34 protein-coding genes are annotated in these 23616 nt (G+C 65.6%); 1 reads left to right on the top strand and 33 read right to left on the bottom strand.

Annotation, left to right across the window (positions count from 1 at the left end; all coding sequences use genetic code 11):
• On the top strand, positions 1–1590 hold the full coding sequence (locus AAC691_RS20415; RefSeq protein ID WP_342628254.1) for an efflux transporter outer membrane subunit: 1590 nt from the start codon (positions 1–3) through the stop codon (positions 1588–1590).
• 93 nt (positions 1591–1683) lie between these two features.
• On the opposite strand, the gene AAC691_RS20410 is transcribed toward AAC691_RS20415, so the two are convergent.
• The 33 genes from AAC691_RS20410 to rpoC form a co-directional block, all read right to left on the bottom strand.
• Positions 1684–1857, bottom strand: coding sequence for a DUF1328 domain-containing protein (locus tag AAC691_RS20410; RefSeq protein WP_176639194.1), 174 nt, complete (start codon positions 1855–1857; stop codon positions 1684–1686).
• Between the two features lie 45 nt (positions 1858–1902).
• Positions 1903–2157, bottom strand: coding sequence for a hypothetical protein (locus AAC691_RS20405; RefSeq protein WP_342628253.1), 255 nt, complete (start codon positions 2155–2157; stop codon positions 1903–1905).
• A 150-nt stretch (positions 2158–2307) separates the two neighbouring features.
• On the bottom strand, positions 2308–2733 hold the full coding sequence (gene rplQ / locus AAC691_RS20400; protein ID WP_176639192.1) for a 50S ribosomal protein L17: 426 nt from the start codon (positions 2731–2733) through the stop codon (positions 2308–2310).
• 24 nt (positions 2734–2757) lie between these two features.
• Positions 2758–3777 carry a DNA-directed RNA polymerase subunit alpha gene (locus AAC691_RS20395; protein ID WP_176639191.1) on the bottom strand — a complete coding sequence of 340 codons (1020 nt, stop codon included), beginning with the start codon at positions 3775–3777 and terminating at the stop codon, positions 2758–2760.
• Positions 3778–3929: 152 nt separating this feature from the next.
• Positions 3930–4322, bottom strand: a complete 393-nt coding sequence (gene rpsK / locus AAC691_RS20390; protein ID WP_176639190.1) for a 30S ribosomal protein S11 — start codon at positions 4320–4322, stop codon at positions 3930–3932.
• An 87-nt stretch (positions 4323–4409) separates the two neighbouring features.
• Positions 4410–4787, bottom strand: a complete 378-nt coding sequence (gene rpsM / locus AAC691_RS20385; protein ID WP_176639189.1) for a 30S ribosomal protein S13 — start codon at positions 4785–4787, stop codon at positions 4410–4412.
• Positions 4788–5014: 227 nt separating this feature from the next.
• Positions 5015–5674, bottom strand: a complete 660-nt coding sequence (locus AAC691_RS20380) for an adenylate kinase (protein WP_176639188.1) — start codon at positions 5672–5674, stop codon at positions 5015–5017.
• Positions 5671–7017 carry a preprotein translocase subunit SecY gene (gene secY / locus AAC691_RS20375; RefSeq protein ID WP_176639187.1) on the bottom strand — a complete coding sequence of 449 codons (1347 nt, stop codon included), beginning with the start codon at positions 7015–7017 and terminating at the stop codon, positions 5671–5673. The genes AAC691_RS20380 and secY overlap by 4 nt, the downstream gene beginning before the upstream one ends.
• A 164-nt stretch (positions 7018–7181) precedes the next feature.
• Positions 7182–7670, bottom strand: coding sequence for a 50S ribosomal protein L15 (gene rplO / locus AAC691_RS20370; RefSeq protein WP_323990397.1), 489 nt, complete (start codon positions 7668–7670; stop codon positions 7182–7184).
• A gap of 1 nt (position 7671) precedes the next feature.
• Entirely contained in the window at positions 7672–7857 is a 186-nt protein-coding gene (gene rpmD / locus AAC691_RS20365; protein ID WP_176638776.1) for a 50S ribosomal protein L30, read from the bottom strand.
• Positions 7850–8428, bottom strand: a complete 579-nt coding sequence (rpsE, locus tag AAC691_RS20360; protein ID WP_176638775.1) for a 30S ribosomal protein S5 — start codon at positions 8426–8428, stop codon at positions 7850–7852. Before rpsE ends, rpmD begins: the two co-directional genes overlap by 8 nt.
• A gap of 16 nt (positions 8429–8444) precedes the next feature.
• The gene (gene rplR / locus AAC691_RS20355) at positions 8445–8807 is read right to left on the bottom strand and encodes a 50S ribosomal protein L18 (protein ID WP_176638774.1); all 363 of its coding nucleotides are present in this window, start codon (positions 8805–8807) and stop codon (positions 8445–8447) included.
• Entirely contained in the window at positions 8807–9340 is a 534-nt protein-coding gene (gene rplF, locus AAC691_RS20350) for a 50S ribosomal protein L6 (protein ID WP_176638773.1), read from the bottom strand. Before rplF ends, rplR begins: the two co-directional genes overlap by 1 nt.
• 10 nt (positions 9341–9350) lie before the next feature.
• Positions 9351–9749: a 30S ribosomal protein S8 gene (gene rpsH / locus AAC691_RS20345; protein ID WP_176638772.1), complete on the bottom strand. Its 399-nt coding sequence runs from the start codon at positions 9747–9749 to the stop codon at positions 9351–9353.
• Between the two features lie 12 nt (positions 9750–9761).
• A complete protein-coding gene (gene rpsN / locus AAC691_RS20340) occupies positions 9762–10067 on the bottom strand; it encodes a 30S ribosomal protein S14 (RefSeq protein WP_176638771.1) in 306 nt (101 codons plus the stop codon).
• A gap of 104 nt (positions 10068–10171) precedes the next feature.
• A complete protein-coding gene (gene rplE / locus AAC691_RS20335; RefSeq protein WP_176638770.1) occupies positions 10172–10741 on the bottom strand; it encodes a 50S ribosomal protein L5 in 570 nt (189 codons plus the stop codon).
• Positions 10742–10751: 10 nt separating this feature from the next.
• Positions 10752–11072, bottom strand: coding sequence for a 50S ribosomal protein L24 (rplX, locus tag AAC691_RS20330; RefSeq protein ID WP_176638769.1), 321 nt, complete (start codon positions 11070–11072; stop codon positions 10752–10754).
• Entirely contained in the window at positions 11072–11440 is a 369-nt protein-coding gene (gene rplN / locus AAC691_RS20325) for a 50S ribosomal protein L14 (RefSeq protein ID WP_042059420.1), read from the bottom strand. Before rplN ends, rplX begins: the two co-directional genes overlap by 1 nt.
• A 14-nt stretch (positions 11441–11454) precedes the next feature.
• Complete coding sequence (gene rpsQ, locus AAC691_RS20320; protein ID WP_176638768.1) at positions 11455–11733, bottom strand: 30S ribosomal protein S17; 279 nt, start codon at positions 11731–11733, stop codon at positions 11455–11457.
• 14 nt (positions 11734–11747) lie between these two features.
• Positions 11748–11987 (bottom strand): 50S ribosomal protein L29, encoded by a 240-nt coding sequence (gene rpmC, locus AAC691_RS20315; protein ID WP_176638767.1) that lies wholly within the window; start codon positions 11985–11987, stop codon positions 11748–11750.
• Between the two features lies 1 nt (position 11988).
• Positions 11989–12405 (bottom strand): 50S ribosomal protein L16, encoded by a 417-nt coding sequence (gene rplP / locus AAC691_RS20310; RefSeq protein WP_176638766.1) that lies wholly within the window; start codon positions 12403–12405, stop codon positions 11989–11991.
• Positions 12406–12460: 55 nt separating this feature from the next.
• A complete protein-coding gene (rpsC, locus tag AAC691_RS20305) occupies positions 12461–13138 on the bottom strand; it encodes a 30S ribosomal protein S3 (RefSeq protein ID WP_176638765.1) in 678 nt (225 codons plus the stop codon).
• A gap of 3 nt (positions 13139–13141) precedes the next feature.
• Positions 13142–13546, bottom strand: coding sequence for a 50S ribosomal protein L22 (gene rplV, locus AAC691_RS20300; protein ID WP_176638764.1), 405 nt, complete (start codon positions 13544–13546; stop codon positions 13142–13144).
• Position 13547: 1 nt separating this feature from the next.
• On the bottom strand, positions 13548–13826 hold the full coding sequence (gene rpsS / locus AAC691_RS20295) for a 30S ribosomal protein S19 (protein WP_176638763.1): 279 nt from the start codon (positions 13824–13826) through the stop codon (positions 13548–13550).
• Between the two features lie 12 nt (positions 13827–13838).
• Positions 13839–14669, bottom strand: a complete 831-nt coding sequence (rplB, locus tag AAC691_RS20290) for a 50S ribosomal protein L2 (RefSeq protein ID WP_176638762.1) — start codon at positions 14667–14669, stop codon at positions 13839–13841.
• Between the two features lie 16 nt (positions 14670–14685).
• Positions 14686–14982 carry a 50S ribosomal protein L23 gene (locus AAC691_RS20285; protein WP_012227954.1) on the bottom strand — a complete coding sequence of 99 codons (297 nt, stop codon included), beginning with the start codon at positions 14980–14982 and terminating at the stop codon, positions 14686–14688.
• A gap of 35 nt (positions 14983–15017) precedes the next feature.
• Positions 15018–15632: a 50S ribosomal protein L4 gene (gene rplD, locus AAC691_RS20280; RefSeq protein ID WP_176638761.1), complete on the bottom strand. Its 615-nt coding sequence runs from the start codon at positions 15630–15632 to the stop codon at positions 15018–15020.
• 12 nt (positions 15633–15644) lie between these two features.
• Positions 15645–16328: a 50S ribosomal protein L3 gene (rplC, locus tag AAC691_RS20275; protein ID WP_176638760.1), complete on the bottom strand. Its 684-nt coding sequence runs from the start codon at positions 16326–16328 to the stop codon at positions 15645–15647.
• A 10-nt stretch (positions 16329–16338) separates the two neighbouring features.
• Positions 16339–16647, bottom strand: a complete 309-nt coding sequence (gene rpsJ, locus AAC691_RS20270) for a 30S ribosomal protein S10 (RefSeq protein ID WP_007282720.1) — start codon at positions 16645–16647, stop codon at positions 16339–16341.
• A gap of 108 nt (positions 16648–16755) precedes the next feature.
• Positions 16756–17946 carry an elongation factor Tu gene (gene tuf, locus AAC691_RS20265; protein WP_176638759.1) on the bottom strand — a complete coding sequence of 397 codons (1191 nt, stop codon included), beginning with the start codon at positions 17944–17946 and terminating at the stop codon, positions 16756–16758.
• Positions 17947–18037: 91 nt separating this feature from the next.
• Positions 18038–18514 (bottom strand): 30S ribosomal protein S7, encoded by a 477-nt coding sequence (gene rpsG / locus AAC691_RS20260; RefSeq protein WP_102323162.1) that lies wholly within the window; start codon positions 18512–18514, stop codon positions 18038–18040.
• A 15-nt stretch (positions 18515–18529) separates the two neighbouring features.
• Complete coding sequence (gene rpsL, locus AAC691_RS20255) at positions 18530–18901, bottom strand: 30S ribosomal protein S12 (RefSeq protein WP_003621118.1); 372 nt, start codon at positions 18899–18901, stop codon at positions 18530–18532.
• A gap of 500 nt (positions 18902–19401) precedes the next feature.
• Positions 19402–23589: a DNA-directed RNA polymerase subunit beta' gene (rpoC, locus tag AAC691_RS20250; protein WP_323990372.1), complete on the bottom strand. Its 4188-nt coding sequence runs from the start codon at positions 23587–23589 to the stop codon at positions 19402–19404.
• Positions 23590–23616: the final 27 nt, after the last annotated feature.

Below are 23616 nucleotides of genomic sequence, written 5' to 3'. Positions count from 1 at the left end.
ATGACGCTGTCCCTGCCATCCCCCTCGCCTCTTTCACACCCTGGCCGTCCCCCCCGCCGCGGCGGGCTGCGCCCTGCCCTGCTGGCGGGCGCCATCCTGTCGCCGCTGCTGCTGGCGGGTTGCATGGTAGGGCCGTCCTATCATCGCGCCAGCGCCCCGATTTCGGCCCGTTTCAAGGAATTGCAGCCCGCGCCCGGCTGGGAGCGGGCGAAGCCCCAGATGGCCGACCTGCCCAAGGCGCAATGGTGGACCCTCTATGGCGATCCGGTGCTGAACGATCTGGAATCACAGGTCGCGATCTCGAACCAGAACGTGAAGATGTACGAGGCGAATTATCGCCAGGCCCGGGCGATGATCGACAGCGCGCGGGCGCAATTGTTCCCGACGCTGAACGGCAGCATGAACTTCAACCGCAACAGCCAGGGGCGCGGATCGCGTTCGGCGTCCAGCGGCAGCCTGGTCAGCTATGGCGGCGCGGCGACCAACACTACCGAGACGACCTATTCCACCGGGTTGAACGCGAGTTGGGAACTGGACCTGTGGGGGCGCATCCGCCGCAACATCCAGAGCCAGGTGACGGCGGCGCAGGCCAGCGCGGCCGACCTGGCCAATGCCACCCTGTCCTATCAGGGGCAGTTGGCCACGGCCTATTTCAACCTGCGCTACCAGGATTCGCTGCAGGAATTGCTGCGGCGCTATGTCGCCTTCAACACCCAGGCGCTGCAGATCACCCAGAACCAGTATGAGGCCGGAGTTGCCGACCCGACGGCGCTGCTGCAGGCGCGCACGCTGCTGGAGCAGAACCGCGCGCAACTGATCCAGGCGGGCATCGCCCGGGCGCAGTACGAGCATGCGATCGCGGTGCTGATCGGCCGGGCGCCGGCCGACCTGACGATCAAGCCGGGGACGCTGACCCGGACGATTCCGGCGATCCCGGTCGGTGTTCCGTCCGACCTGCTGCAGCGCCGCCCCGACGTGGCGGCCGCCGAGCGTGCCATGGAGGAATATAACGCCCAGATCGGCGCCGACATGGCGGCGTTCTATCCCACCATCACGCTGTCAGCGACCTATTCCTACAGCGGCGATCCGGTGGGGCAGTTGATCCAGGTGGTCAACCGGATCTGGTCGCTGGGCGCCGCGGCGTCGGAGACCCTGTTCCAGGGAGGCGCGCGTACGGCGGCGGTGCACAGCGCGAACGCCCAGTATGACAGCGCGGTCGCGACCTATCGCCAGACGGTGCTGACGGCATTGCAGAATGTCGAGGACCAGTTGTCGAACCTGCGCATCCTGGCCCAGCAGGCGACCCAGCAGCAGATCGCGCTGGATTACGCCAACCGGACGGTCGAGGTGTCGATGAACCAGTACCAGGCCGGGACCCAGATCTACACCACCGTGATCACCAACGAGAACACGGCGCTGAGCAATGCCGAATCGGCGCTGGCGATCCAGCAGCAGCGCATGGTCGACAGCGTGGCCCTGGTGCAGGCGCTGGGCGGGGGCTGGGATGCGTCGCGCCTGCCGTCGAAGGATTCGATGCAGACCGACAATCCGTTCCTGCCATCCTTCATTCAGAAGGACACGAACCAGTAGCCGCCGCACGATCGCGCGGCCGGCATGAAAAAGCCCCGGGGCCTTGCGGCTCCGGGGCTTTTTTGTGCGCCTGATGTACTGCCGGACCGGCGGTCAGAAAAACGTCTTGGCCGTCAGCAGGGCGATCAGAAGGAAGACGACGAAGGCAAGGATGAAGATGAAGAACAGGATCTTGGCGATTCCGGCCGATACGGCCGAGATGCCGGTGAATCCGAACAATCCGGCGATCAGCGAGATCACCAGGAAGAACAGCGCCAGCTTCAGCATGACCGAACATCTCCCATCGGAATGAGCCACCACCCTGCCCCGATGTCAGCGCCGGGTCCAGAGCAGGGCGGCAAGGAAGCCCGTGAGTGCCGCCACCAGCAGGGCGGTAACGGGCTGATCGACCGTAAGGTCGCGGATCGCGGCGCCGGTTTCCTTGCCCGCGGTGCAGGCGCAGGCGCAGAGCGTGCGGGCGGCGCCCTTGAGCGGCGCCCCGGGGTCGCCGAGCGGGCCGTCCAGCCCGTCCTGGACGCGGCCGACATCTTCGTCCAGCGCCGCCTCGAATTCAGTGCGTGATGCCATCGCGGTCTCCTTCGCGTCCTGGACTATAGGTATAGGAAGCGCGAGCACGGGCTTCAAACCGCGGCAGGAGAGCGGGCAAAGAAAAACCCGGCGCGAGGCCGGGTTTCCCTTGAATGGTCCGATCGGAGCCTGAGTGCGACGCCGGAGCGTTCAGGCCGCCAGGTCGTCTTCCACCGCCGCTTCGGGGCGCGGGCCGCTGTCCTGGCCCTTGGCCGCGACGTCGCGGTCGACCAGTTCGATCACCGCCATGTCGGCGGCGTCGCCGTGGCGGATGCCGGCCTTGAGCACGCGGGTGTAGCCGCCGTTGCGGGCCTTGTAGCGGTCGGCCACGGCCGCGAACAGCTTGGAGACGATCGCGTCGTCACGGAGCTGGGCATAGGCCTGACGGCGCGCATGGAGGTCGCCGCGCTTGCCGAGCGTGATCAGCTTCTCGACCACCGGGCGAAGTTCCTTCGCCTTGGGCAGAGTCGTCGTGATCTGCTCATGCTTGATCAGGGCGACCGCCATGTTGCGAAACATGGCAGCGCGATGGGACGAGGTAACGCCGAGCTTCCGGCCGGCAACACCGTGACGCATGATGAAGTCTTCCTGTCTTTCCGGTCAGAACGGCTCGTCGAGCCTCTTGGCCAGGTCTTCGATATTTTCCGGCGGCCAGGCCGGGACGTTCATACCAAGGGACAGCCCCATCGAGGTCAGGACTTCCTTGATTTCGTTCAGCGACTTGCGGCCGAAATTCGGCGTGCGCAGCATTTCCTGCTCGGTCTTCTGCACCAGGTCGCCGATATAGACGATATTGTCGTTCTTCAGGCAGTTCGCGCTGCGGACCGACAATTCCAGTTCGTCGACCTTGCGCAGCAGGTTCCGGTTGAACGGCAGGTCGTCCTGCGGCTCTTCGGTCCGGACGGGGCGCGGCTCGTCGAAATTGATGAAGAGCTGCAACTGGTCCTGCAGGATGCGGGCGGCCAGGGCCACCGCGTCCTCGGGCGTGACCGCGCCGTTGGTTTCCACCGTCAGCAGCAGGCGGTCATAGTCGGTGACCTGGCCCACGCGGGTCGGCTCGACCTTGTAGGACACGCGGCGCACCGGCGAATAGATCGCATCGACCGGAATCAGGCCGATCGGCGCGTCCTCGGGACGGTTGGCCGCCGCGGGGACGTAGCCCTTGCCCACATTCACGGTGAATTCCATGCCGAACTTCACGCCTTCGTCCAGCGTGCAGATCACCAGGTCGGGATTCATGACCTCGATGTCATGTCCGGTCTGGATCTGGCCCGCACGCACCTCGCCCGGCCCCGAGGCCGTCAGCACCATGCGCTTCGGACCCTCGCCATGCATGCGCAGCGCGAGCTGCTTGACGTTCAGCACGATGTCGGTCACGTCCTCGCGGACGCCGGCCACCGACGAGAATTCATGCAGGACGCCGTCGATCTGGATCGCGGTCACCGCAGCGCCCTGCAGCGAGGACAGCAGCACGCGCCGGATCGCGTTGCCGAGCGTCATGCCGAAACCGCGCTCCAGCGGCTCCGCCACCACGGTGGCCGTGCGCAACGGCTCTCCGCCCGGCTCGACTTCCAGCTTCTCCGGCTTGATCAGAGATTGCCAGTTTTTCTGGAGGACCAAGGTGATGGCCTTTCAAAACTGATCTGCACCAAGGCAGACGGCACCCGTGGCGGGCACCAGATGACAATCATTTCCGCCCGCGTCGCCGCGGACGGAAAAAACGGACCCGCCCCCAAATCCTGGACCCCGGGGCCCGGACCTGGGACCTGGGATCAGACCCGGCGACGCTTGCGCGGACGGCAGCCGTTATGCGGCACCGGCGTCATGTCGCGGATCGAGGAGATCGAGAATCCGACCGCCTGCAGGGCGCGCAGCGCGCTTTCGCGCCCCGAGCCGGGACCGGACACTTCGATCTCCAGCGTCTCCATGCCATGCTCGCGGGCCTTGCGGCCCGCGTCCTCGGCGGCGACCTGGGCGGCGTACGGGGTCGATTTGCGCGAGCCCTTGAAGCCCTGGGCGCCGGCGGAAGACCACGCGATCGCATTGCCCTGCGCATCGGAAATCGTGATCATGGTGTTGTTGAAGGTGGAGAGCACATGCGCCACCCCCGAGATAATGTTCTTCCGCTCTTTCTTGCGAATACGCGGAGCAGCAGCCTTCGCCATAGTCTTCCTGGTCCTGTCTGTTCAAAGGCGCGGCCCGCGCGGGGACGGCAAGGTCCCGGCGCGGGCCGCGCGTGCGGCGAAAGCCGCTTAGCGGGTAGCCTTCTTCTTGCCGGCGATCGCGACCGCCTTGCCCTTGCGGGTGCGCGCGTTGGTGTGGGTGCGCTGGCCGCGGACCGGCAGGCCGCGACGATGGCGCAGGCCGCGATAGCAGCCCAGATCCATCAGCCGCTTGATGTTCATCGCGACTTCGCGGCGCAGGTCGCCTTCGACCCGGTACTCGCCGTCGATCAGCTCACGGATCTTCAGGATCACGTCATCGGACAGCTCATTCACCCGGCGCTCGGCCGGGATGTCCAGACGGCGGCAGATTTCCTCGGCCTTCGAGGGGCCGATGCCATAGATATAACGCAGGCCAATCGTCACACGCTTGTTCGTAGGGATGTTCACGCCGGCAATACGCGCCACGCCACTTACTCCTCGTCCACCCGCATCCGCGGGCCCTTAAAGATCGTCGCCGGGGCCATTTCCGCATACCGGACCGCGCCGGCAGGTCGTGAACGTGCCGGCAGTGCCGGACAACCCCATCATCAATCGGATTCGTTTTCTCGGCACCCCGTCCCCGTGGATGCGGGAGCCGATACCTTGAGGGCGCGCAATATACCCGCGTGCCCTTTTGAGTCAATGAATATCGATCACTTCTTCGTGATCTGATCCATGATCTCGAACACTTTCGCGGTCACGCTGTCGATATCGGCCATGCCGTCGATCCGGTACAGCCGGCCAGTCGCTTCGTAATAGGGCAGGATCGGCGCCGTCTGCCGGCGATACGCCACCAGGCGGGCCGCCACCGTCTCGCGCCGGTCGTCTTCGCGCCGCACGAAATCGTGGCCGCCGCAGACGTCGCAGGTGCCCGCGACCGTGGGCTTCTTGAACAGGTCGTTATAGCCCGCGCCGCAGGTGGCGCAGGTGAAACGGCCGGCGATCCGGTCGGCCAGCGCGTCCTCGTCCACTTCGAGGAACAGCACGACGTCGATTCGGGCGCGGCGGCCCTTGAGCATCGAATCGAGCGCCGCGGCCTGGGCCTCGGTCCGGGGGAAGCCGTCCAGGATGAAGCCCTTGGCGCAGTCGGGCTGCTCGATTCGGGATTCCAGCATGGCGATGATGACGTCGTCGGGCACGAGCTGCCCGGCATCCATCAGCGCCTTGGCCTGCCGGCCGATCGCGCTGCCGGCGGCCACTTCGGCGCGCAGCATGTCGCCGGTGGAGATCTGCGCGATGCCGTAGCGTGCCTCCAGCCGCTTGGACTGGGTGCCCTTGCCGGCCCCGGGGGGGCCGAGGAAGATGACGTTCACCGGCCCCTGCCTTTCCCGCGTGCCTTGCGCATCAGCCCCTGGTACTGGTGCGCGACCAGGTGCGACTGGATCTGGGTGACGGTGTCGATGGTCACCGAGACGATGATGATCAGGCTGGTGCCACCGAAATAGAACGGCACGTTGTAATGGCTGATGAGGATCTGCGGCAGCAGGCACACCGCGACCAGGTAAAGCGCGCCGATCGTGGTCAGGCGGGTCAGGATCCGGTCGAAATAGGCGGCCGTGTTCGCGCCGGGGCGGATGCCCGGGATGAAGCCGCCCTGCTTGCGCAGGTTATCGGCGGTTTCCTGTGGGTTGAAGGTGACCGCGGCGTAGAAATACGAGAAGAAGATGATCATCGCCGCGTAGAACAGCATGTAGAGCGGCTGCCCCTGCCCCAGCTCCTGCCCCAGGAAGGACAGCCAGTGCGGCATGGCGGCGCTGTTCATGAAGCCGGCCAGGGTCACCGGAATCAGCAGCACCGAGGAGGCGAAGATGGGCGGGATCACGCCCGCCGTGTTGACCTTGAGCGGCATGTGCGTCGAGTCGCCGCCATAGATGCGCTGGCCGACCTGGCGCTTGGGATACTGGATGACGACCCTGCGCTGCGCCTGTTCCATGAACACGATGAAGGCGATGGTCGCCGCCGCGAGGACCAGGAAGACCAGCACGAAGAACGGCGACAGCGCACCGGTGTAGCCGAGCTGGAACAGGCTGGCGAGCGCATGCGGCAGGTTGGCCACGATGCCGGCGAAGATGATCAGCGAGATGCCGTTGCCCACCCCGCGCGAGGTGATCTGCTCGCCCAGCCACATCAGGAACATCGTGCCGCCCAGCAGGGTCACGACGCAGGAGACGATGAAGAACAGGCCGGGCGCCACCACGGCGGCGCCGGCGGCGCTGTGCATGTTCTCCAGCCCGATCGCGATGCCGTAGGCCTGGAAGAGCGCGATCAGCACCGTCAGGTAGCGGGTATATTCGTTGAGCTTGCGGCGTCCCTGCTCGCCTTCCTTCTTCAGGCTTTCGAGCGACGGGATGGCGGCCGACATCAACTGCACGATGATCGAGGCGCTGATATAGGGCATGATATTCAGCGCGAACACGGTCATGCGCCCCAGCGCGCCGCCGGTGAACATGTCGAACATGCCCAGGATGCCGCCCTGGTGGCGAGCCAGCAACTGGCCCATGACCGTCGCATCGACGCCCGGGACCGGGATGTAGGTGCCCAGGCGATAGACGATCAGCGCGCCCAGGGTGAACCAGATTCGCTTCTTCAGTTCCGTTGCGTTGGCAAAGGAGCTGAAATTCAGATTGGCAGCCAGCTGCTCGGCCGCGGAGGCCATGCGCCCGTCCTTTCACAAGAACAGCGTCGCCGTACGAAACGGGACGCTGTCATGACAATTCGGCAAAGAGTGTAAGGCGTCGCTCGGCCCCGGCGCAAGAGACAAGGCCAGGCGAGGACGGCCCCCGGGGTCGTGCCCCGGGAGGGGTCACGCCTCCGGGCACGTCACGCCGAAGCGGCGGCCTCGTCACGCGCGGCGGCGGTGCGGACCGTGCCGCCCGCCTTCTCGACCGCGGCAATGGCGGTGGCGGACGCGCCCGAGACCTCGATGGTCACCGCGCGGGCCAGCTCACCCTTCGCCAGCAGGCGGACGCCCGCGAACTTGCCCGTGCCGACCAGGCCGGCATTGCGCAGCACGTCCTCGGTCACGACGGCCGAGGCGTCGATCTTGCCGGACTCGATCGCGCGGTCCAGCGCGCCCAGGTTCACCGGGGCGTAGACCTTGCGGAAGATGTTCTTGAAGCCGCGCTTCGGCAGACGGCGATACAGCGGGAGCTGACCACCCTCGAAGCCGTTGAGGGACACGCCCTCACGCGCCTTCTGACCCTTCACGCCCTTGCCCGACGTCTTGCCCTTGCCGGACCCGATGCCGCGACCCAGACGCTTCTTGCGATAGCGCGCGCCCGCGTTGTCGCGCAGTTCGTTCAGGTTCATGTCAACCCTCCACCTTCACAAGGTGGGCCACCTTGGTGATCATGCCGCGCACCGAGGGTGTGTCCTCGAGTTCACGCGTGCGGCCGATCTTGTTCAGGCCGAGCCCGACCAGCGTCGCCTGCTGGCCCGGCTTGCGGCCGTTGCCCGACGCCACCTGGGTGACGCGGATCGTCTTCTGCTCAGACATCGGCGCCAGCCTCCCCGGCACCGGCCACCTCGCGGCGGCCCAGGATGTCGGACACCTTCTTGCCACGGCGGTTGGCCACCGAGCGCGGGCTGGCGCAACGCTCCAGCGCGGCGAAGGTCGCCTTGACCATGTTGTGCGGGTTGCGGGTCCCGAGCGACTTCGCAACCACGTCGTTGATGCCCAGGCTTTCGAACACCGCGCGCATCGGGCCGCCCGCGATGATGCCGGTGCCCGGATCGGCCGAGCGCAGCACCACCTTGCCGGCGCCGAAATGACCGGCGACGTCGTGATGGAGGGTACGGCCCTCCTTCATCGGGACGCGGATCATCGTGCGCTTGGCGCGGTCGGTCGCCTTGCGGATCGCCTCGGGCACCTCGCGCGCCTTGCCGGCGCCGTAGCCGACGCGGCCCTTCTGGTCGCCGACGACGACCAGGGCCGCGAAGGCGAAGCGACGCCCGCCCTTCACGACCTTCGCGACGCGGTTGATCGTGACCAGCTTGTCGACCAGATCGTCGCCTTCGCGCTCACGCTCGCGGCCGCCCCGGCCGCCTTCCCTCGGTTCACGTGCCATGTGCGTGACCCTTTCCTTAGAAGGCGAGACCGCCCTCGCGGGCAGCCTCCGCCAGGGCCTTGATACGCCCATGATACATATACGAACCGCGGTCGAAGACGACCTGCGACACACCCGCCGCCACGGCGCGCTCGGCCACCAGCTTGCCTACGGCCGTGGCCGCGTCGGCATCGGCGCCGGTCTTGAGCTGCGCGCGCAGCGCCTTGTCGAGGCTGGAAGCGGCGGCAAGGGTACGCCCGGCGGCATCGTCGATGACCTGGGCATAGATGTTCTTGCCTGACCGGAACACCGACAGGCGCGGACGCCCGCCGCCCTTGCGGCGAAGCTGGAAGCGCAGACGCTGGCGCCGGCGCTCCCGCAGATCCTGCTGCGTGCTCATTACTTCTTCTTGCCTTCCTTGCGACGGATGGTCTCCGTGTCGTAGCGGACACCCTTGCCCTTGTAAGGCTCGGGCTTGCGGAAGCTGCGGATGTCGAGCGCGACCTGGCCGACCCGCTGCTTGTCCACGCCTTCGACCACGATGGCGGTCGGGCGCGGCGTCGTGATCTTGATGCCCGGGGGGATCGCATAGACGACGTCATGCGAATAGCCCAGGTTCATGACCAGGTTGCTGCCCTGGACCGCGGCGCGGTAACCGGTGCCGGTCACCTCGAGCGTCTTGGAGAAGCCCGTGGACACGCCCCGGACCATGCTGGCCACCAGGGCGCGGGTGGTACCCCACATCATGCGCGCCTGCGACGCCGTGCCGACCGGACGGACCGACACCTTGTTATCGGCGATCTCGGCCTCGATGTGCGGAGACAGCGGCAGCTTCAGCTCGCCCAGCTTGCCCTTCGCCACGAACGTGCCGTCGACGATCGAAACCTGTACTCCCGACGGAACCTCGACGGGATATTTGCCTACACGCGACATGTATCCCTCCTTAGAACACGCGGCAGAGGACCTCGCCGCCGACATTGGCAGCGCGGGCTTCCGCATCGGACAGGACGCCACGCGGCGTCGACAGGATCGAAACGCCCAGGCCGGCATAGACCCGCGGCAGTTCCTTGATCTTGGAGTAGACCCGGCGGCCCGGCTTGGACACGCGGTGGATCTCCTTGATGACGGGCTCGCCATCCAGGTATTTCAGCTCGATCCGCAACTGGGCCACGCCCTTGCGCAGTTCTTCCTGCGCGTAGCCGCGGATATAGCCTTCGCGGCGCAGGGCCTCGAGCACGTTGGCGCGCAGCTTGGACGCCGGCGCGATGCAGGCCGCGTGACGCGCGCGCTGCGCGTTGCGGATCCGGGTGAGCATATCACCCAAGGGATCAGAAAGTGACATCGTTCCCCGCCCTTACCAGCTCGACTTGACCATGCCCGGGATCTGGCCGTTGGAAGCCAGGTCGCGCAGAGCCACGCGGCACAGTTCGAACTTTCTGTAATTGGCGCGGGAGCGCCCGGTCAGCTTGCACCGCAGACGCACGCGCACGCGCGAGCCGTTGCGGGGAAGTTCTGCGAGTTTCAGGGATGCGTCGAACCGATCCTCGACCGGCAGCGACCGGTCCATGATGATGTTCTTGAGCGCAATCCGCTTAGCCTTGTCCCGCTCTGCCATGCGCGCACGCTTGGCATTGCGGTTTACGGCGGAGATCTTGGCCATGCCTTGTTCTACCCTCCGGAACCTGTCGGGCCATCCCGACGGTTTTCCAAACAACGTGTCTAATAGGTCTTCTGACCTTCGGGCGGAAGCCCCAATCGCCGCGATCAGGCGGCGAAGGGCAGTTCAAACGCCTTCAGAAGAGCCTTCGCTTCCGCATCCGTCTTCGCGCTGGTGACGAAGATGATGTCCATGCCCCGGATATCGTCGACCTTGTCGTACTCGATTTCCGGGAAGACGATCTGTTCCTTCAGGCCCATGGCGAAATTGCCGCGGCCGTCGAAACCCTTGTTCGCCGGCAGGCCGCGGAAATCGCGGACGCGCGGCAGCGCGATGGTCACCAGCCGGTCCAGGAACTCGTACATCCGCGCGCGGCGCAGCGTGACCTTGCAGCCGATCGGCAGGCCCGCACGGATCTTGAAGCCGGCGATCGCCTTCTTGGCGACCGTCTTGACCGGCTTCTGGCCGGAGATCAGCGTCATTTCGGCCAGGGCGGCGTCCAGCTTCTTCTGGTCGCCCGCGGCCTCGCCCACGCCCATATTGATGACGATCTTCTCGAGATGCGGAACCTGCATCACGTTCTTATAGCCGAACTCCTCGCGCAGCTTCGCACGCAGTTCGTCCTGATAACGCTTCTGCAGACGCGGCGCCGAGCGGGTCTCTTGCACTTCAGACATCCCCGCCTCCTCAGCCTTCGATGACTTCGCCGGTCGCCTTGGCGACACGGACCTTGCGGCCATCTTCCAAGATACGGAAACCGACGCGCGTCGGCTTGCCGCTCTTGGGATCGACCAGCTTCAGGTTCGACAGGTCGATCGGCATCTCTTTCTCGATGATGCCGCCCTGCTCACCCATCCGGTTGGGGCGCGTGTGGCGCTTGGCCACCGCGACGCCCCGCACAACCGCCTTGTTGTCGTCCGGCCGCACCGACAGCACTTCGCCGCGGGTCCCCTTGGAAGAGCCGGTGATGACGACGACCTGGTCGCCTTTCCTGATACGCGCAGCCATCACAGCACCTCCGGCGCCAGCGAAATGATCTTCATGAACTTGCGCGCGCGCAGTTCACGCACGACCGGTCCGAAGATGCGGGTGCCGATCGGCTCCTGCTGCTTGTTGATCAGCACGGCGGCGTTGCGGTCGAAACGGATGGCGCTGCCGTCGGGACGACGCACCGGGTAGGAGGTGCGCACGATCACCGCCTGGTGCACGTCGCCCTTCTTGACCTTGCCGCGGGGGATCGCTTCCTTGACGGACACGACGATCACGTCGCCGACCGAGGCGGTCTTCCGCTTGGAACCGCCCAGCACCTTGATGCACTGCACCTGACGCGCGCCCGAATTGTCGGCGACGTCCAGGTTGGTCTCGGGATGGATCATAGCCTATGCCCTTCTTACGCCTGCGCGCCGGACGCCGCGTCGGCGGAGCCCAGCGGGGCGCCGTTGCGGACGATCACGGTCCAGGTCTTGCGCTTGGAGATCGGCTTGCATTCCTCGATGCGCACCATGTCCCCAATCTTGCACTCGTTCAGCTCATCATGCGCCGCGTACTTCTTCGAGCGGCGGATGAACTTCTTATACAGCGGATGGATAACCCGACGATCGACAAGGACGGTGACCGTCTTGTCCATCTTGTCGCTGGTCACCCGTCCGGTGAGGACGCGCCTCGGCATCGCCCCTTCTCCCTTCAGGACCTGGCGGCCGGCGCACCCGCGCCGGCAGCATTCTTCTTCAACGCCTCGGACGCGATCGTCTTCACGCGGGCGATCTCACGACGCACCGCACGGAAGCGAGCCTGTCCCTCATTCTGGCCGGTCGCGCGCTGGAACCGCAGGTTGAACTGCTCGCGCTTCAGGTCGATGAGAAGCGCCTCCAGTTCTTCGGCGGTCTTGGCACGCAGATCGGCCGGCTTGGTTGCCTTAGCCATCTCACGCCTCTCCGATACGGGTCACGAACTTGGTCTTGATCGGCAGCTTCGCCGCGCCCAGAGCCAGCGCCTCACGCGCGACGTCCGGCGGCACGCCCTCGATCTCGAACAGGATACGACCCGGCTTGACACGGGCCACCCAATATTCAGGGGATCCCTTGCCGGAGCCCATACGCACTTCCGCGGGCTTTGTCGAGACCGGAAGGTCGGGAAAGATCCGAATCCAGACGCGACCGGCGCGCTTCATCGCACGGGTAATGGCGCGGCGGGAGGCCTCGATCTGCCGGGCGGTGACCCGCTCGGGCTCCAGGGCCTTCAGGCCGAACGCACCGAAATTCAGCGTCGTCCCGCCTTTCGCCATCCCATGAATGCGGCCCTTGTGGGCCTTGCGGTACTTAGTCCGCTTTGGAGAAAGCATTGTTCAAAATCCTCATGCGCCGCCTGGCGCCGTTCTCGGTCCTAAACCCCGCGGCTTAGCGCTGCGGAGCCTGCTCGGCGGCGCGACGGTCCTGCGCCATCGGGTCCTGGGCGAGGATCTCGCCCTTGAAGATCCATACCTTCACGCCACAGGTGCCGTAGGTGGTCTTCGCCGTGGCCACGCCGTAATCGATGTCCGCACGCAGCGTGTGCAGCGGCACCCGGCCTTCGCGATACCATTCGATGCGCGCGATCTCGGCCCCGCCCAGACGGCCGGAGCAGTTGATCCGGATGCCCTGGGCGCCGAGGCGCATCGCCGACTGGACGGCGCGCTTCATGGCGCGGCGGAAAGCGACGCGGCGCTCGAGCTGCTGGGCGATGTTCTCGGCCACCAGAGTCGCGTCGATTTCCGGCTTGCGGATCTCGACGATGTTCAGCGCAACGTCGGCCTTGGCCATGCGGGTCAGCTCTTTGCGCAGCAGGTCGATGTCCTGCCCCTTCTTGCCGATCACCACGCCCGGGCGGGCGGCGTAGATCGTCACGCGCGGCTTCTTGGCCGGGCGTTCGATCACGACGCGCGACACGCCGGCGCCCGACAGCTTGCGGCGCAGGTGCGTCCGCAGCTTCAGGTCGTCATGCAGCAGGCGAGAATAGTCCGAACCGGCGTACCAGCGGCTGTCCCAGGTGCGGTTGATGCCGAGCCGCAGCCCGATCGGATTGACTTTGTGTCCCATGGATCAGGCCGCCTTCTGCTCGGTTGTCTCAGCCTCGGCCGCGCGCTCGGCCACGACGATCTTCAGGTGGCTGAAGAACTTCTCGACCCGCGCCGAACGGCCGCGGCCGCGCGCGTGGAAGCGGCGCATGACGATCGACTTGCCGACCTCGGCCCGCAGGACGACCAGTTGGTCGACATCGAGCTGATGGTTGTTCTCGGCGTTCGCGATCGCGCTTTCCAGGGTCTTCTTGACCTGCTGGGCGATGCGGCGCTTGGAGAAGGTGAGCGTCGCCACGGCCTGGGCCGCCGGCTTGTTGCGGATCAGGGCCGCGACAAGGTTCAGCTTGCGCGGGCTTACGCGGATGTTGCGCGCAATCGCCTGCGCCTCGGTTTCCGCGAGCGTGCGCGGATGCTTCGGCTTGCTCATATCAGCCCCGCTTCGCCTTCTTGTCCGAGGCGTGACCCGTGAAGGTCCGGGTCGGCGAGAATTCGCCGAACTTGTGCCCCACCATGTTCTCCGACACCTGAACGGGCAGGAATTTGTGCCCGTTATAAACGCCGAACGTCAGCCCCACGAACTGCGGGAGGATCGTCGAGCGACGCGACCAGATCTTGATCACTTCGTTACGGCCCGACGCGCGCGACGCATCGGCTTTGTTCAGCAGATACCCGTCCACGAACGGGCCCTTCCAGACGGAACGTGCCATCTTCTTTGCCCCTTACTTGCCGGTCTTCCGGCGACGGATAATCAGACTGTCCGTACGCTTGTTGACCCTGGTCTTGTAACCCTTCGTCGGCTTGCCCCACGGCGTGACCGGATGACGGCCGCCCGAGGTGCGGCCTTCACCACCGCCGTGCGGATGGTCGACCGGGTTCATCACGACGCCGCGGTTGTGCGGGCGACGGCCCAGCCAGCGGCCGCGCCCGGCCTTGCCGAGATGCTGGTTCATGTTGTCGGGGTTCGACACCGCGCCAACCGTCGCCATGCATTCGCCGCGCACGATGCGCAGCTCACCGGACTGCAGCTTGATCTGCGCATAGCCGGCATCCTTGCCGACCAACTGGGCATAGGTGCCCGCGGAGCGGGCCAGCTTGCCGCCGGCGCCCTGCTTCAGCTCGATGTTATGGATGATCGTGCCGACCGGAATGGCCGCCAGCGGCATCGCATTGCCCGGCTTGATGTCGACGCGCGCGCCCGAGACGACCTGGTCGCCGGCCTTCAGGCGCTGCGGCGCCAGGATGTAGGCCAGCTCGCCGTCCTCATACTTCACCAGCGCGATGAAGGCGGTGCGGTTCGGGTCGTATTCCAGACGCTCGACCGTGCCGGCCACATCGAACTTGCGCCGCTTGAAATCGACGTAGCGATAGGACTGCTTGTGACCGCCGCCGATGAAGCGCGAGGTGGTGCGCCCATGGTTGTTGCGGCCGCCGGTCTTGTTCTTGCCTTCGGTCAGCCCCTTGACGGGCTTGCCCTTCCACAGCTCCTTGCGGTCGATCAGGACGGTCCCGCGCTGGCTGGGGGTAACCGGATTAAAGTGCTTCAGTGCCATGTCTTGTTACCCCGCGTCAGACCAGCTTCGCGGTCAGGTCGATGGACTGACCCTCGGCGAGCTGCACAAACGCCTTCTTCACATCCGAACGCTGGCCCGGGCGGCCCTTGAAGCGCTTGGTCTTGCCCTTCTGGACAAGCGTGTTCACGCCCAGGACCTTGACCCCGAACAGAGTCTCGACCGCGACCTTGATCTCCGGCTTGGTCGCGTCGATCGCGACCTTGAAGGCGACCTGATTCTTCTCGGAAAGCGCGGTCGCCTTCTCGGTGATCAGGGGCGCGCGGACGATGTCGTACATCGCCTCACGCGACATGCGCTCCGCCTTCTTGCGGATAGCGAGCACGTTGGTCATGCCAGGCGCTCCTTCAGGCCTTCGACGCCGGCTTGCGTGATCGCGAGCACGTCGTGGTTGAGGATGTCGTAGACGTTCGCGCCGACGGTCGGCAGCGCGTCGATCTTCGGCAGGTTACGCGTGGCGCGCGAGAAATTCTCGTCGACCGTCGCGTCCACGATCAGCGCGGACGTCCAGCCCAGGGCCTTCAGCTTCGCGGCCAGATCGGACGTCTTGCCCGACGCGGCGGCCTGGTCCAGCACCACCAGCTTGCCTTCGGCGGCCTTCTGCGACAGCGCGGAAATCAGCCCCAGGCGGCGCACCTTCTTGGGCAGGTCGTAGCCGTGGTCGCGCACGACCGGGCCGTGGACGGCGCCGCCGGTGCGGAACTGCGGCGCGCGCAGCGAACCCTGGCGGGCGCTGCCGGTGCCCTTCTGGCGGTACGGCTTCTTGGTCGTGCCGGAGACTTCGCCCATCCCCTTGACCTTGTGCGTGCCCGCGCGGCGCTTGGCCAACTGCCAGTGCACGACGCGCGCCATGATGTCCGCCCGCGGCGTCACCCCGAAAATCTCGTCCGGAAGAACGGCCGTACCGGCGCTTCCGTTGTCGAGGGTTTTGATTTCGTAATCCATTGCCCTCTATCCTCAGCCCGCAGCCTCAACCAGGGCCGCCGGATACGGCGCCTCGGCATGACGGGCCTTCTTGATCGCATCACGAACCAGAACCAGCTCGTTCTTGCCGCCGGGCACGGAGCCGCGGACCATGAGCAGATTCTTCTCGGCATCCACCGCCGCCACCTCGAGATTGAGGGTGGTCACGCGCTCGGAGCCCAGATGGCCGGCCATTTTCTTGTTCTTGAAGGTCTTGCCCGGGTCCTGGCGGTTACCCGTCGAGCCATGCGAACGATGGCTGATGGACACGCCGTGCGTGGCCTCGAGACCCGCGAAGTTCCAGCGCTTCATGGCGCCGGCGAAGCCCTTGCCCTTGCTGGTGGCGGTCACGTCGACCTTCTGCCCCACCACGAAATGGGTGGCGGACAGGGTGGCGCCAGCCTCCAGCACGGCATCTTCCGCGACGCGGAATTCGGCCAGCTTCTTCTTGGGTTCGACCTTCGCGCGGGCAAAATGGCCGCGGTTCGGCTTGGAGACGTTCTTCACCTTGGCGTTGCCGAACCCGAGCTGCACGGCGGTGTAGCCGTCGCGGTCCTGGGTACGGACATCCACCACCTGCAAATTATCGACATGCAGGACGGTGACGGGCACGTGCGTGCCGTCTTCCTTGAACAGCCGGGTCATGCCCAGCTTCTTTGCGATCAATCCGGTGCGCATCGTCTGGACCTTAGAGTTTAATCTCGACATCCACGCCGGCGGCGAGGTCGAGCTTCATGAGAGCGTCCACGGTCTGCGGGGTCGGCTCGACGATGTCGAGCAGCCGGCGATGGGTCCGAATTTCGAACTGCTCGCGGCTTTTCTTGTCCACGTGGGGAGAGCGGTTCACGGTGAACCGTTCGATATGCGTCGGCAGCGGGATAGGACCCCGAACCCGCGCACCCGTACGCTTCGCCGTGTTGACGATCTCTTTGGTGCTGTTGTCGAGCACCCGATGATCGTACGCCTTGAGGCGAATGCGGATGTTCTGGTTGTCCATCGTCTGTTCAGTCCAACATTACTGGTTCGGGGGAACCCGAGCCGCCAAAGGAGACCCCGGCCGGATCGCTCCGGCCGGGGCATCCAGTTCTGGTTACGACCGGGCCGATCAGGCCGTGATCGAGGCCACCACGCCGGCGCCGACGGTGCGGCCACCCTCGCGGATAGCGAAACGCAGGCCTTCGTCCATGGCGATCGGCGCGATCAGCTCGACATCCATGGCGATGTTGTCGCCCGGCATGACCATTTCCGTGCCTTCCGGCAGGTGCACGACGCCGGTGACGTCGGTGGTGCGGAAATAGAACTGCGGACGGTAGTTGGTGAAGAACGGCGTGTGACGGCCACCCTCTTCCTTCGTGAGGATGTACGCCTCGGCCTTGAACTTCGTGTGCGGGGTGATGGAGCCCGGCTTCGCCAGGACCTGACCGCGCTCGACGTCCTCGCGCTTCGTGCCGCGCAGCAGCGCGCCGATATTGTCGCCGGCCTCGCCGCGATCGAGCAGCTTGCGGAACATTTCGACGCCCGTCACCGTCGTCTTCTGCGTGGTGCGCAGGCCGACGATTTCGATTTCGTCACCGACATTCACCGCGCCGCGCTCGACACGGCCGGTCACCACGGTGCCGCGGCCCGAGATCGAGAACACGTCTTCGATCGGCATCAGGAACGGACGGTCGACCGGACGGTCCGGCTGCGGGATGTAGTCGTCGACCGCGTCCATCAGGTCGCGCACGCGGTTCTCGCCGAGTTCCGGATCGCCGTCTTCCAGCGTCACCAGGGCCGAACCCTTGACGATGGGGATGTCGTCGCCCGGGAACTGGTAGGCGGACAGCAGCTCGCGCACTTCCATCTCGACCAGTTCGAGCAGTTCCGGATCGTCGACCTGATCGACCTTGTTCAGGAACACGACCAGGGCCGGGACGCCGACCTGACGGGCCAGCAGGATGTGCTCGCGGGTCTGCGGCATCGGGCCGTCGGCGGCCGACACGACCAGGATCGCGCCGTCCATCTGGGCGGCACCGGTGATCATGTTCTTGACGTAGTCGGCGTGGCCGGGGCAGTCGACGTGCGCGTAGTGGCGCTTCGCGGTTTCGTACTCGACGTGGGCGGTCGAGATCGTGATGCCGCGGGCGCGCTCTTCCGGAGCCGCGTCGATCTGGTCATACGCCTTGAAGGTGGCGCCGCCGGTCTTCGCCAGCGTCTTGGTGATCGCGGCGGTCAGCGACGTCTTACCATGGTCGACGTGACCGATCGTGCCGATATTGCAGTGCGGCTTCGTCCGCTCGAATTTAGCCTTTGCCATCGTCTGTCTCCGTTACTCGGCCACCGGCCGGGGTCGGGTTGAAATGTTCCTAACCGGAAGCGTCGCGGTCTTTAGACCGGTCCTGCGTCACTTACCAGCGGTAATGACTGAACGCCTTGTTCGCCTCGGCCATGCGGTGCGTGTCTTCGCGCTTCTTGACCGCGGAGCCGCGATTGTTGACCGCGTCCAGCAGCTCGTTCGACAGACGCTCCTGCATCGTGTTCTCGCCGCGCTTGCGCGACGCGTCGATCAGCCAGCGGATCGCAAGTGCCTGGCGACGCTCGGCGCGGACTTCGACGGGCACCTGGTAGGTGGCGCCGCCGACGCGACGCGAACGGACCTCGACGGCCGGCTTCACGTTGTCCAGCGCGCTGTGGAACATCACCACCGGGTCGGCCGCGGCGCCGCCGCGACGGCGCAGCACTTCCAGCGCGCCGTAGACGATGCCTTCGGCGGTGGACTTCTTGCCGTCATACATCAGGGCGTTCATGAAACGCGTGATGACGACGTCACCAAATTTCGGATCGGGAAGGATCTCGCGCTTGACGGCGCGATGACGGCGACTCATGCCTCGTTATTCCTTTTACTTCGGACGCTTCGCGCCATAGAGCGAGCGACGCTGACGACGCTTGGCGATACCCTGGGTATCCAGAACGCCACGCAGGATGTGATAGCGCACGCCGGGAAGGTCCTTGACGCGACCGCCGCGGATCAGGACCACACTGTGCTCCTGCAGGTTGTGGCCTTCACCCGGGATGTAGCTGACGACCTCATAGCCGTTCGTCAGGCGCACCTTCGCGACCTTACGCAGCGCCGAGTTCGGCTTCTTCGGCGTGGTCGTGTAGACGCGGGTGCAGACACCACGCTTCTGCGGGCAGCCCTGCAGGGCAGGCACCTTGTTGCGCTTGGCAGCGGGTTCGCGGCCCTTGGCGATCAGCTGGTTGATGGTCGGCATACGCCTTTCCCGATCCTTACAAAATTCGGCCGGCCAACCGCGTATCGGGCTGCCGACTGTCGTTCACAACAAAATCCCAACGAATGAGACTCATTCGCCTGGACATCATTTATGCATCCGGCCTTGGCAGCCCCGCCCGGGGACTACGGCACCGCATGCCTGCATGCTGCATTCGACGGCCAACGACGTCGTACGAGACGGGGCTAGCCGAGGGCGCGGAACCTACGAAGCGGATAGCCGCGAGTCAAGTGTTACCTTGGGATTCGCGGACAAAACCGGTCGATTTGCACCTGCCGGACCACCGCATCAGCCATGCGGCTGCGGCAGATCACCGACGCCGCGCGGGCTATCCCATATCCGGGCGATTCGGGCCAGCGGAATCGTGCGCGTACCGAAAATAAGGCCGATTCACAAACCGGACCGGTCAAAAAAAGGGCCGGGTGTCGCCACCCGGCCCTGCGCGCCCTCGCCCGGACGGGCTTGGGTGACGGACATGTCCGTTATTCGGCCTTGGAGACCGCGGGACGGACCTGCGCCAGGCGCTGACGGTCCTGGCCGGCGGCGATGGCGCGCAGCTTGTTCATCACGCTGCCCGTGCCCGCCGGGATCAGGCGACCGACGATCACGTTCTCCTTCAGGCCGTTCAGCGTGTCCTTCTTGCCGGCGGTCGCGGCCTCGGTCAGGACGCGCGTCGTCTCCTGGAAGGAGGCGGCCGAGATGAAGGACTGGGTCTGCAGCGACGCCTTGGTGATGCCCTGCAGCACCGGCATGGCCGCTGCCGGACGCTCGCCCATATTCAGGCGCTTCGTGTTCTCGGTCTCGAACTCGATGCGATCCACCGTCTCGCCGATCAGGTAGGTCGTGTCGCCGGGCTCGAGAATCTCGACCTTCTGGAGCATCTGGCGGACGATCACCTCGATATGCTTGTCGTTGATCTTCACGCCCTGCAGCCGGTAGACGTCCTGGATCTCGTTCACCAGGTAGTCCGACAGCGCCTCGACGCCCAGCACCTTGAGGATGTCGTGCGGCACGCGCGGACCGTCGACCAGCGGGTCGCCCACGCGGACGAAGTCGCCTTCCTGGACCGAGACGTGCTTGCCCTTCGGGATCAGGTAGTCGGTCTCTTCGCCGGTCTCGTCGTTCTTCACGATGATGCGGCGCTTGGCCTTGTAGTCCTTGCCGAATTCGACGCGGCCGTCGGTTTCCGAGATGATCGCGTGATCCTTCGGACGGCGGGCCTCGAACAGTTCGGCCACGCGCGGCAGACCGCCGGTGATGTCGCGGGTCTTGGAGCCTTCGCGCGGGATGCGCGCCAGCACGTCGCCCGCGCTGACCTGGGCGCCGTTCTCGACCGACAGCAGCGAGTCGGGCGAGAGGAAGTAGCGCGCGTCATTGCCGTTCGCCAGCTTGATGACGTGGCCGTTGGCGTCCTTGAGTTGCAGGCGCGGACGCAGATCCACGCCCTTGGCCGCCTGCTTGTAGTCCACCACGACCTTCGAGGTCAGGCCGGTGACCTCGTCCATGCGCTCGACCAGCGTGATGGAGTCGATCAGGTCCAGATACTCGACCGTGCCGGACTGCTCGGTGATGATCGGCAGGGTGTACGGATCCCACTCGGCCATCTTCTGACCGCGCGTCACCGCCGCGCCTTCGTCGACCAGCAGGCGGGCGCCGTAGGGCACACGGTAGCGGGCGCGTTCGGTCCCCTTCTCGTCCGTCAGCACGATCTCGCAGTTGCGCGACATCACGATGGGGACGTTCTGGCTGTTATGGACGACGTTGCGGTTGTTGATCGTCACCTTGCCGTCACGCGACGCCTCGACCATCGACTGTTCCGCGCCACGCTGGGCGGCGCCGCCAATATGGAAGGTGCGCATGGTCAACTGGGTGCCGGGCTCGCCGATCGACTGGGCGGCGATCACGCCCACGGCCTCGCCGATATTGACCGGCGTGCCGCGCGCCAGGTCGCGCCCATAGCACAGGCCGCAGACACCGACCCGGCTTTCGCAGGTCAGGACCGAGCGGATCAGCACGCTTTCCACGCCGGCCTTCTCGATCTTTTCGGCCTGCGCTTCCTCGATCAGCGTGTCGCGCGCGAGCAGCACGTCGCCCGAAGCGGGGTCCAGCACGTCGGCGGCGGTCGTACGGCCCAGGATCCGCTCGGACAGCGAGGAGACGATTTCGCCGCCATCCATGACGGCGCGGACGGTCAGGCCGCGTTCGGTGCCGCAATCGTCCTCGACGATGATGCAGTCCTGCGCCACGTCGACCAGGCGGCGCGTCAGATAGCCCGAGTTCGCGGTCTTCAGCGCCGTGTCGGCCAGACCCTTGCGGGCGCCGTGGGTCGAGGTGAAGTAGTCGAGAACCGACAGGCCTTCCTTGAAGTTGGCGATGATCGGCTGCTCGATGATCTCGCCCGACGGCTTGGCCATCAGGCCGCGCATGCCGGCGAGCTGCTTCATCTGCGCCGGCGACCCACGGGCGCCGGAATGGCTCATCATCCACACCGAGTTGGTGGTTTTGCCGACCTCCTGGCGCGAGATCTCCTTCATCATCGCGGCCTGCACCTCGTCCGTGCAGCGCGACCAGGCGTCGACCACCTTGTTGTAGCGTTCGCCGGCGGTGATCAGGCCGTCCTGGTACTGCTGCTCGAACTCCTTCACCTCGGCGGCAGTGCGCTCGACCAGCATCTTCTTCTCGGCCGGGATGATCATGTCATCCTTGCCGAAGGAGATGCCGGCCTTCGCCGCGTGGCGGAAGCCCAGGCCCATCATGCGGTCGCAGAAGATGACGCATTCCTTCTGGCCGCAATGGCGATAGACCGCGTCGATAACGTCGGAGACGTTCTTCTTGGTCAATTGCTTGTTGATCAGCGCGAACGGGATCGCCGGATGGCGCGGCAGGATCTGCGCGATCAGCATGCGGCCCGGGGTGGTGATCACGGTCTGGCGCACCGGCTTGCCGTCGGCGTCGAGCGTCTCGAACCGGGCGGTGATCTTGTCGTGCAGCTTGATCGCGCCGGCGGACAGGGCGTACTCGACCTCGCCCACCGTCGCGAAGGACGGGGCGCCGGTGACCGTGAGGCGGCCTTCGGCGTCATATTCGTTGCGGTCGGGCGTCGCCAGGAATTCCGGCGTTTCCAGGCTGAGATAATACAGGCCCAGGACGATGTCCTGCGACGGCACGATGATCGGCTTGCCGTTGGCGGGGCTGAGGATGTTGTTGGTGGACATCATCAGCACGCGCGCTTCGAGCTGCGCCTCGAGGCTCAGCGGCACGTGGACGGCCATCTGGTCGCCGTCGAAATCCGCGTTGAAGGCGGTGCAGACCAGCGGGTGCAACTGGATGGCCTTGCCCTCGATCAGCACCGGCTCGAACGCCTGGATGCCCAGGCGGTGCAGGGTCGGCGCGCGGTTCAGCATGACCGGGTGTTCGCGGATCACCTCTTCGAGGATGTCCCACACCTCGGGACGTTCCTTCTCCACCATCCGCTTCGCGGCCTTGATGGTGGTGGCGTGGCCGTATTTTTCCAGCTTGGAGTAGATGAACGGCTTGAACAGCTCGAGCGCCATCTTCTTGGGCAGGCCGCACTGGTGCAGCTTCAGCTCGGGTCCGACCACGATGACCGAACGGCCGGAATAATCGACGCGCTTGCCCAGCAGGTTCTGGCGGAAGCGGCCCTGCTTGCCCTTGAGCATGTCGGACAGCGACTTCAGCGGACGCTTGTTGGCGCCCGTGATCGCGCGGCCGCGGCGGCCGTTATCGAACAGCGCGTCGACCGATTCCTGCAGCATGCGCTTCTCGTTGCGCACGATGATGTCGGGCGCGCGCAGCTCGATCAGCCGCTTGAGGCGGTTGTTGCGGTTGATGACGCGGCGATACAGGTCGTTCAGGTCGGAGGTCGCGAAGCGGCCGCCATCCAGCGGGACCAGCGGACGCAGTTCCGGCGGGATCACCGGAATCAGGTCCATGATCATCCATTCGGGACGCGAATCGCTGTCGGCGAACGCCTCGATCAGCTTCAGGCGCTTGACCAGCTTCTTGCGCTTGGCCTCGGAGGTCGTCTCCTTCAGCTCCTGGCGCAGGCGCTCCTTGTCCGCCTTGCAGTCGATGCGCTCGAGGACCTTCTTGATCGCCTCGGCGCCGATGCCGACCTCGATCCCCTCTTCGCCATGTTCGTCCATGACGTCGAGATACTGGTCCTCGGTCAGCAGGCTGAACTGCTTGAGCGGCGAGGTGCCCGGCTCGAGCACCACGTAGCTTTCGAAATAGAGGATCTTTTCCAGATCCTTCAGCGTCATGTCGACCATCAGGCCGATGCGGCTGGGCAGCGACTTCAGGAACCAGATATGCGCGACCGGGCTGGCCAGCTCGATATGGCCCATGCGCTCGCGCCGGACCTTGGCCAGCGTCACCTCGACGCCGCATTTCTCGCAGATGATGCCGCGGAACTTCATGCGCTTGTACTTGCCGCACAGGCACTCGTAGTCCTTGATCGGGCCGAAGATGCGCGCGCAGAACAGGCCGTCGCGCTCCGGCTTGAAGGTGCGGTAGTTGATGGTCTCGGGCTTCTTGATCTCGCCGTACGACCAGGACCGGATCTGCTCGGACGAGGCGAGCTGGATCTTGATCTGGTCGAAGGTCATGGCCTGGCCGGTCTGGCCGAGGATCTTCATGAGTTCGTTCATGCGCCGCAAACCCCCTGAGGGAAGTTG

Source organism: Nguyenibacter vanlangensis, assembly GCF_038719015.1.
GTDB lineage: Bacteria > Pseudomonadota > Alphaproteobacteria > Acetobacterales > Acetobacteraceae > Gluconacetobacter > Gluconacetobacter vanlangensis.
Note: the sequence above shows the minus strand (reverse complement) of the source record. Positions and strands in the feature narration are given on the sequence as shown.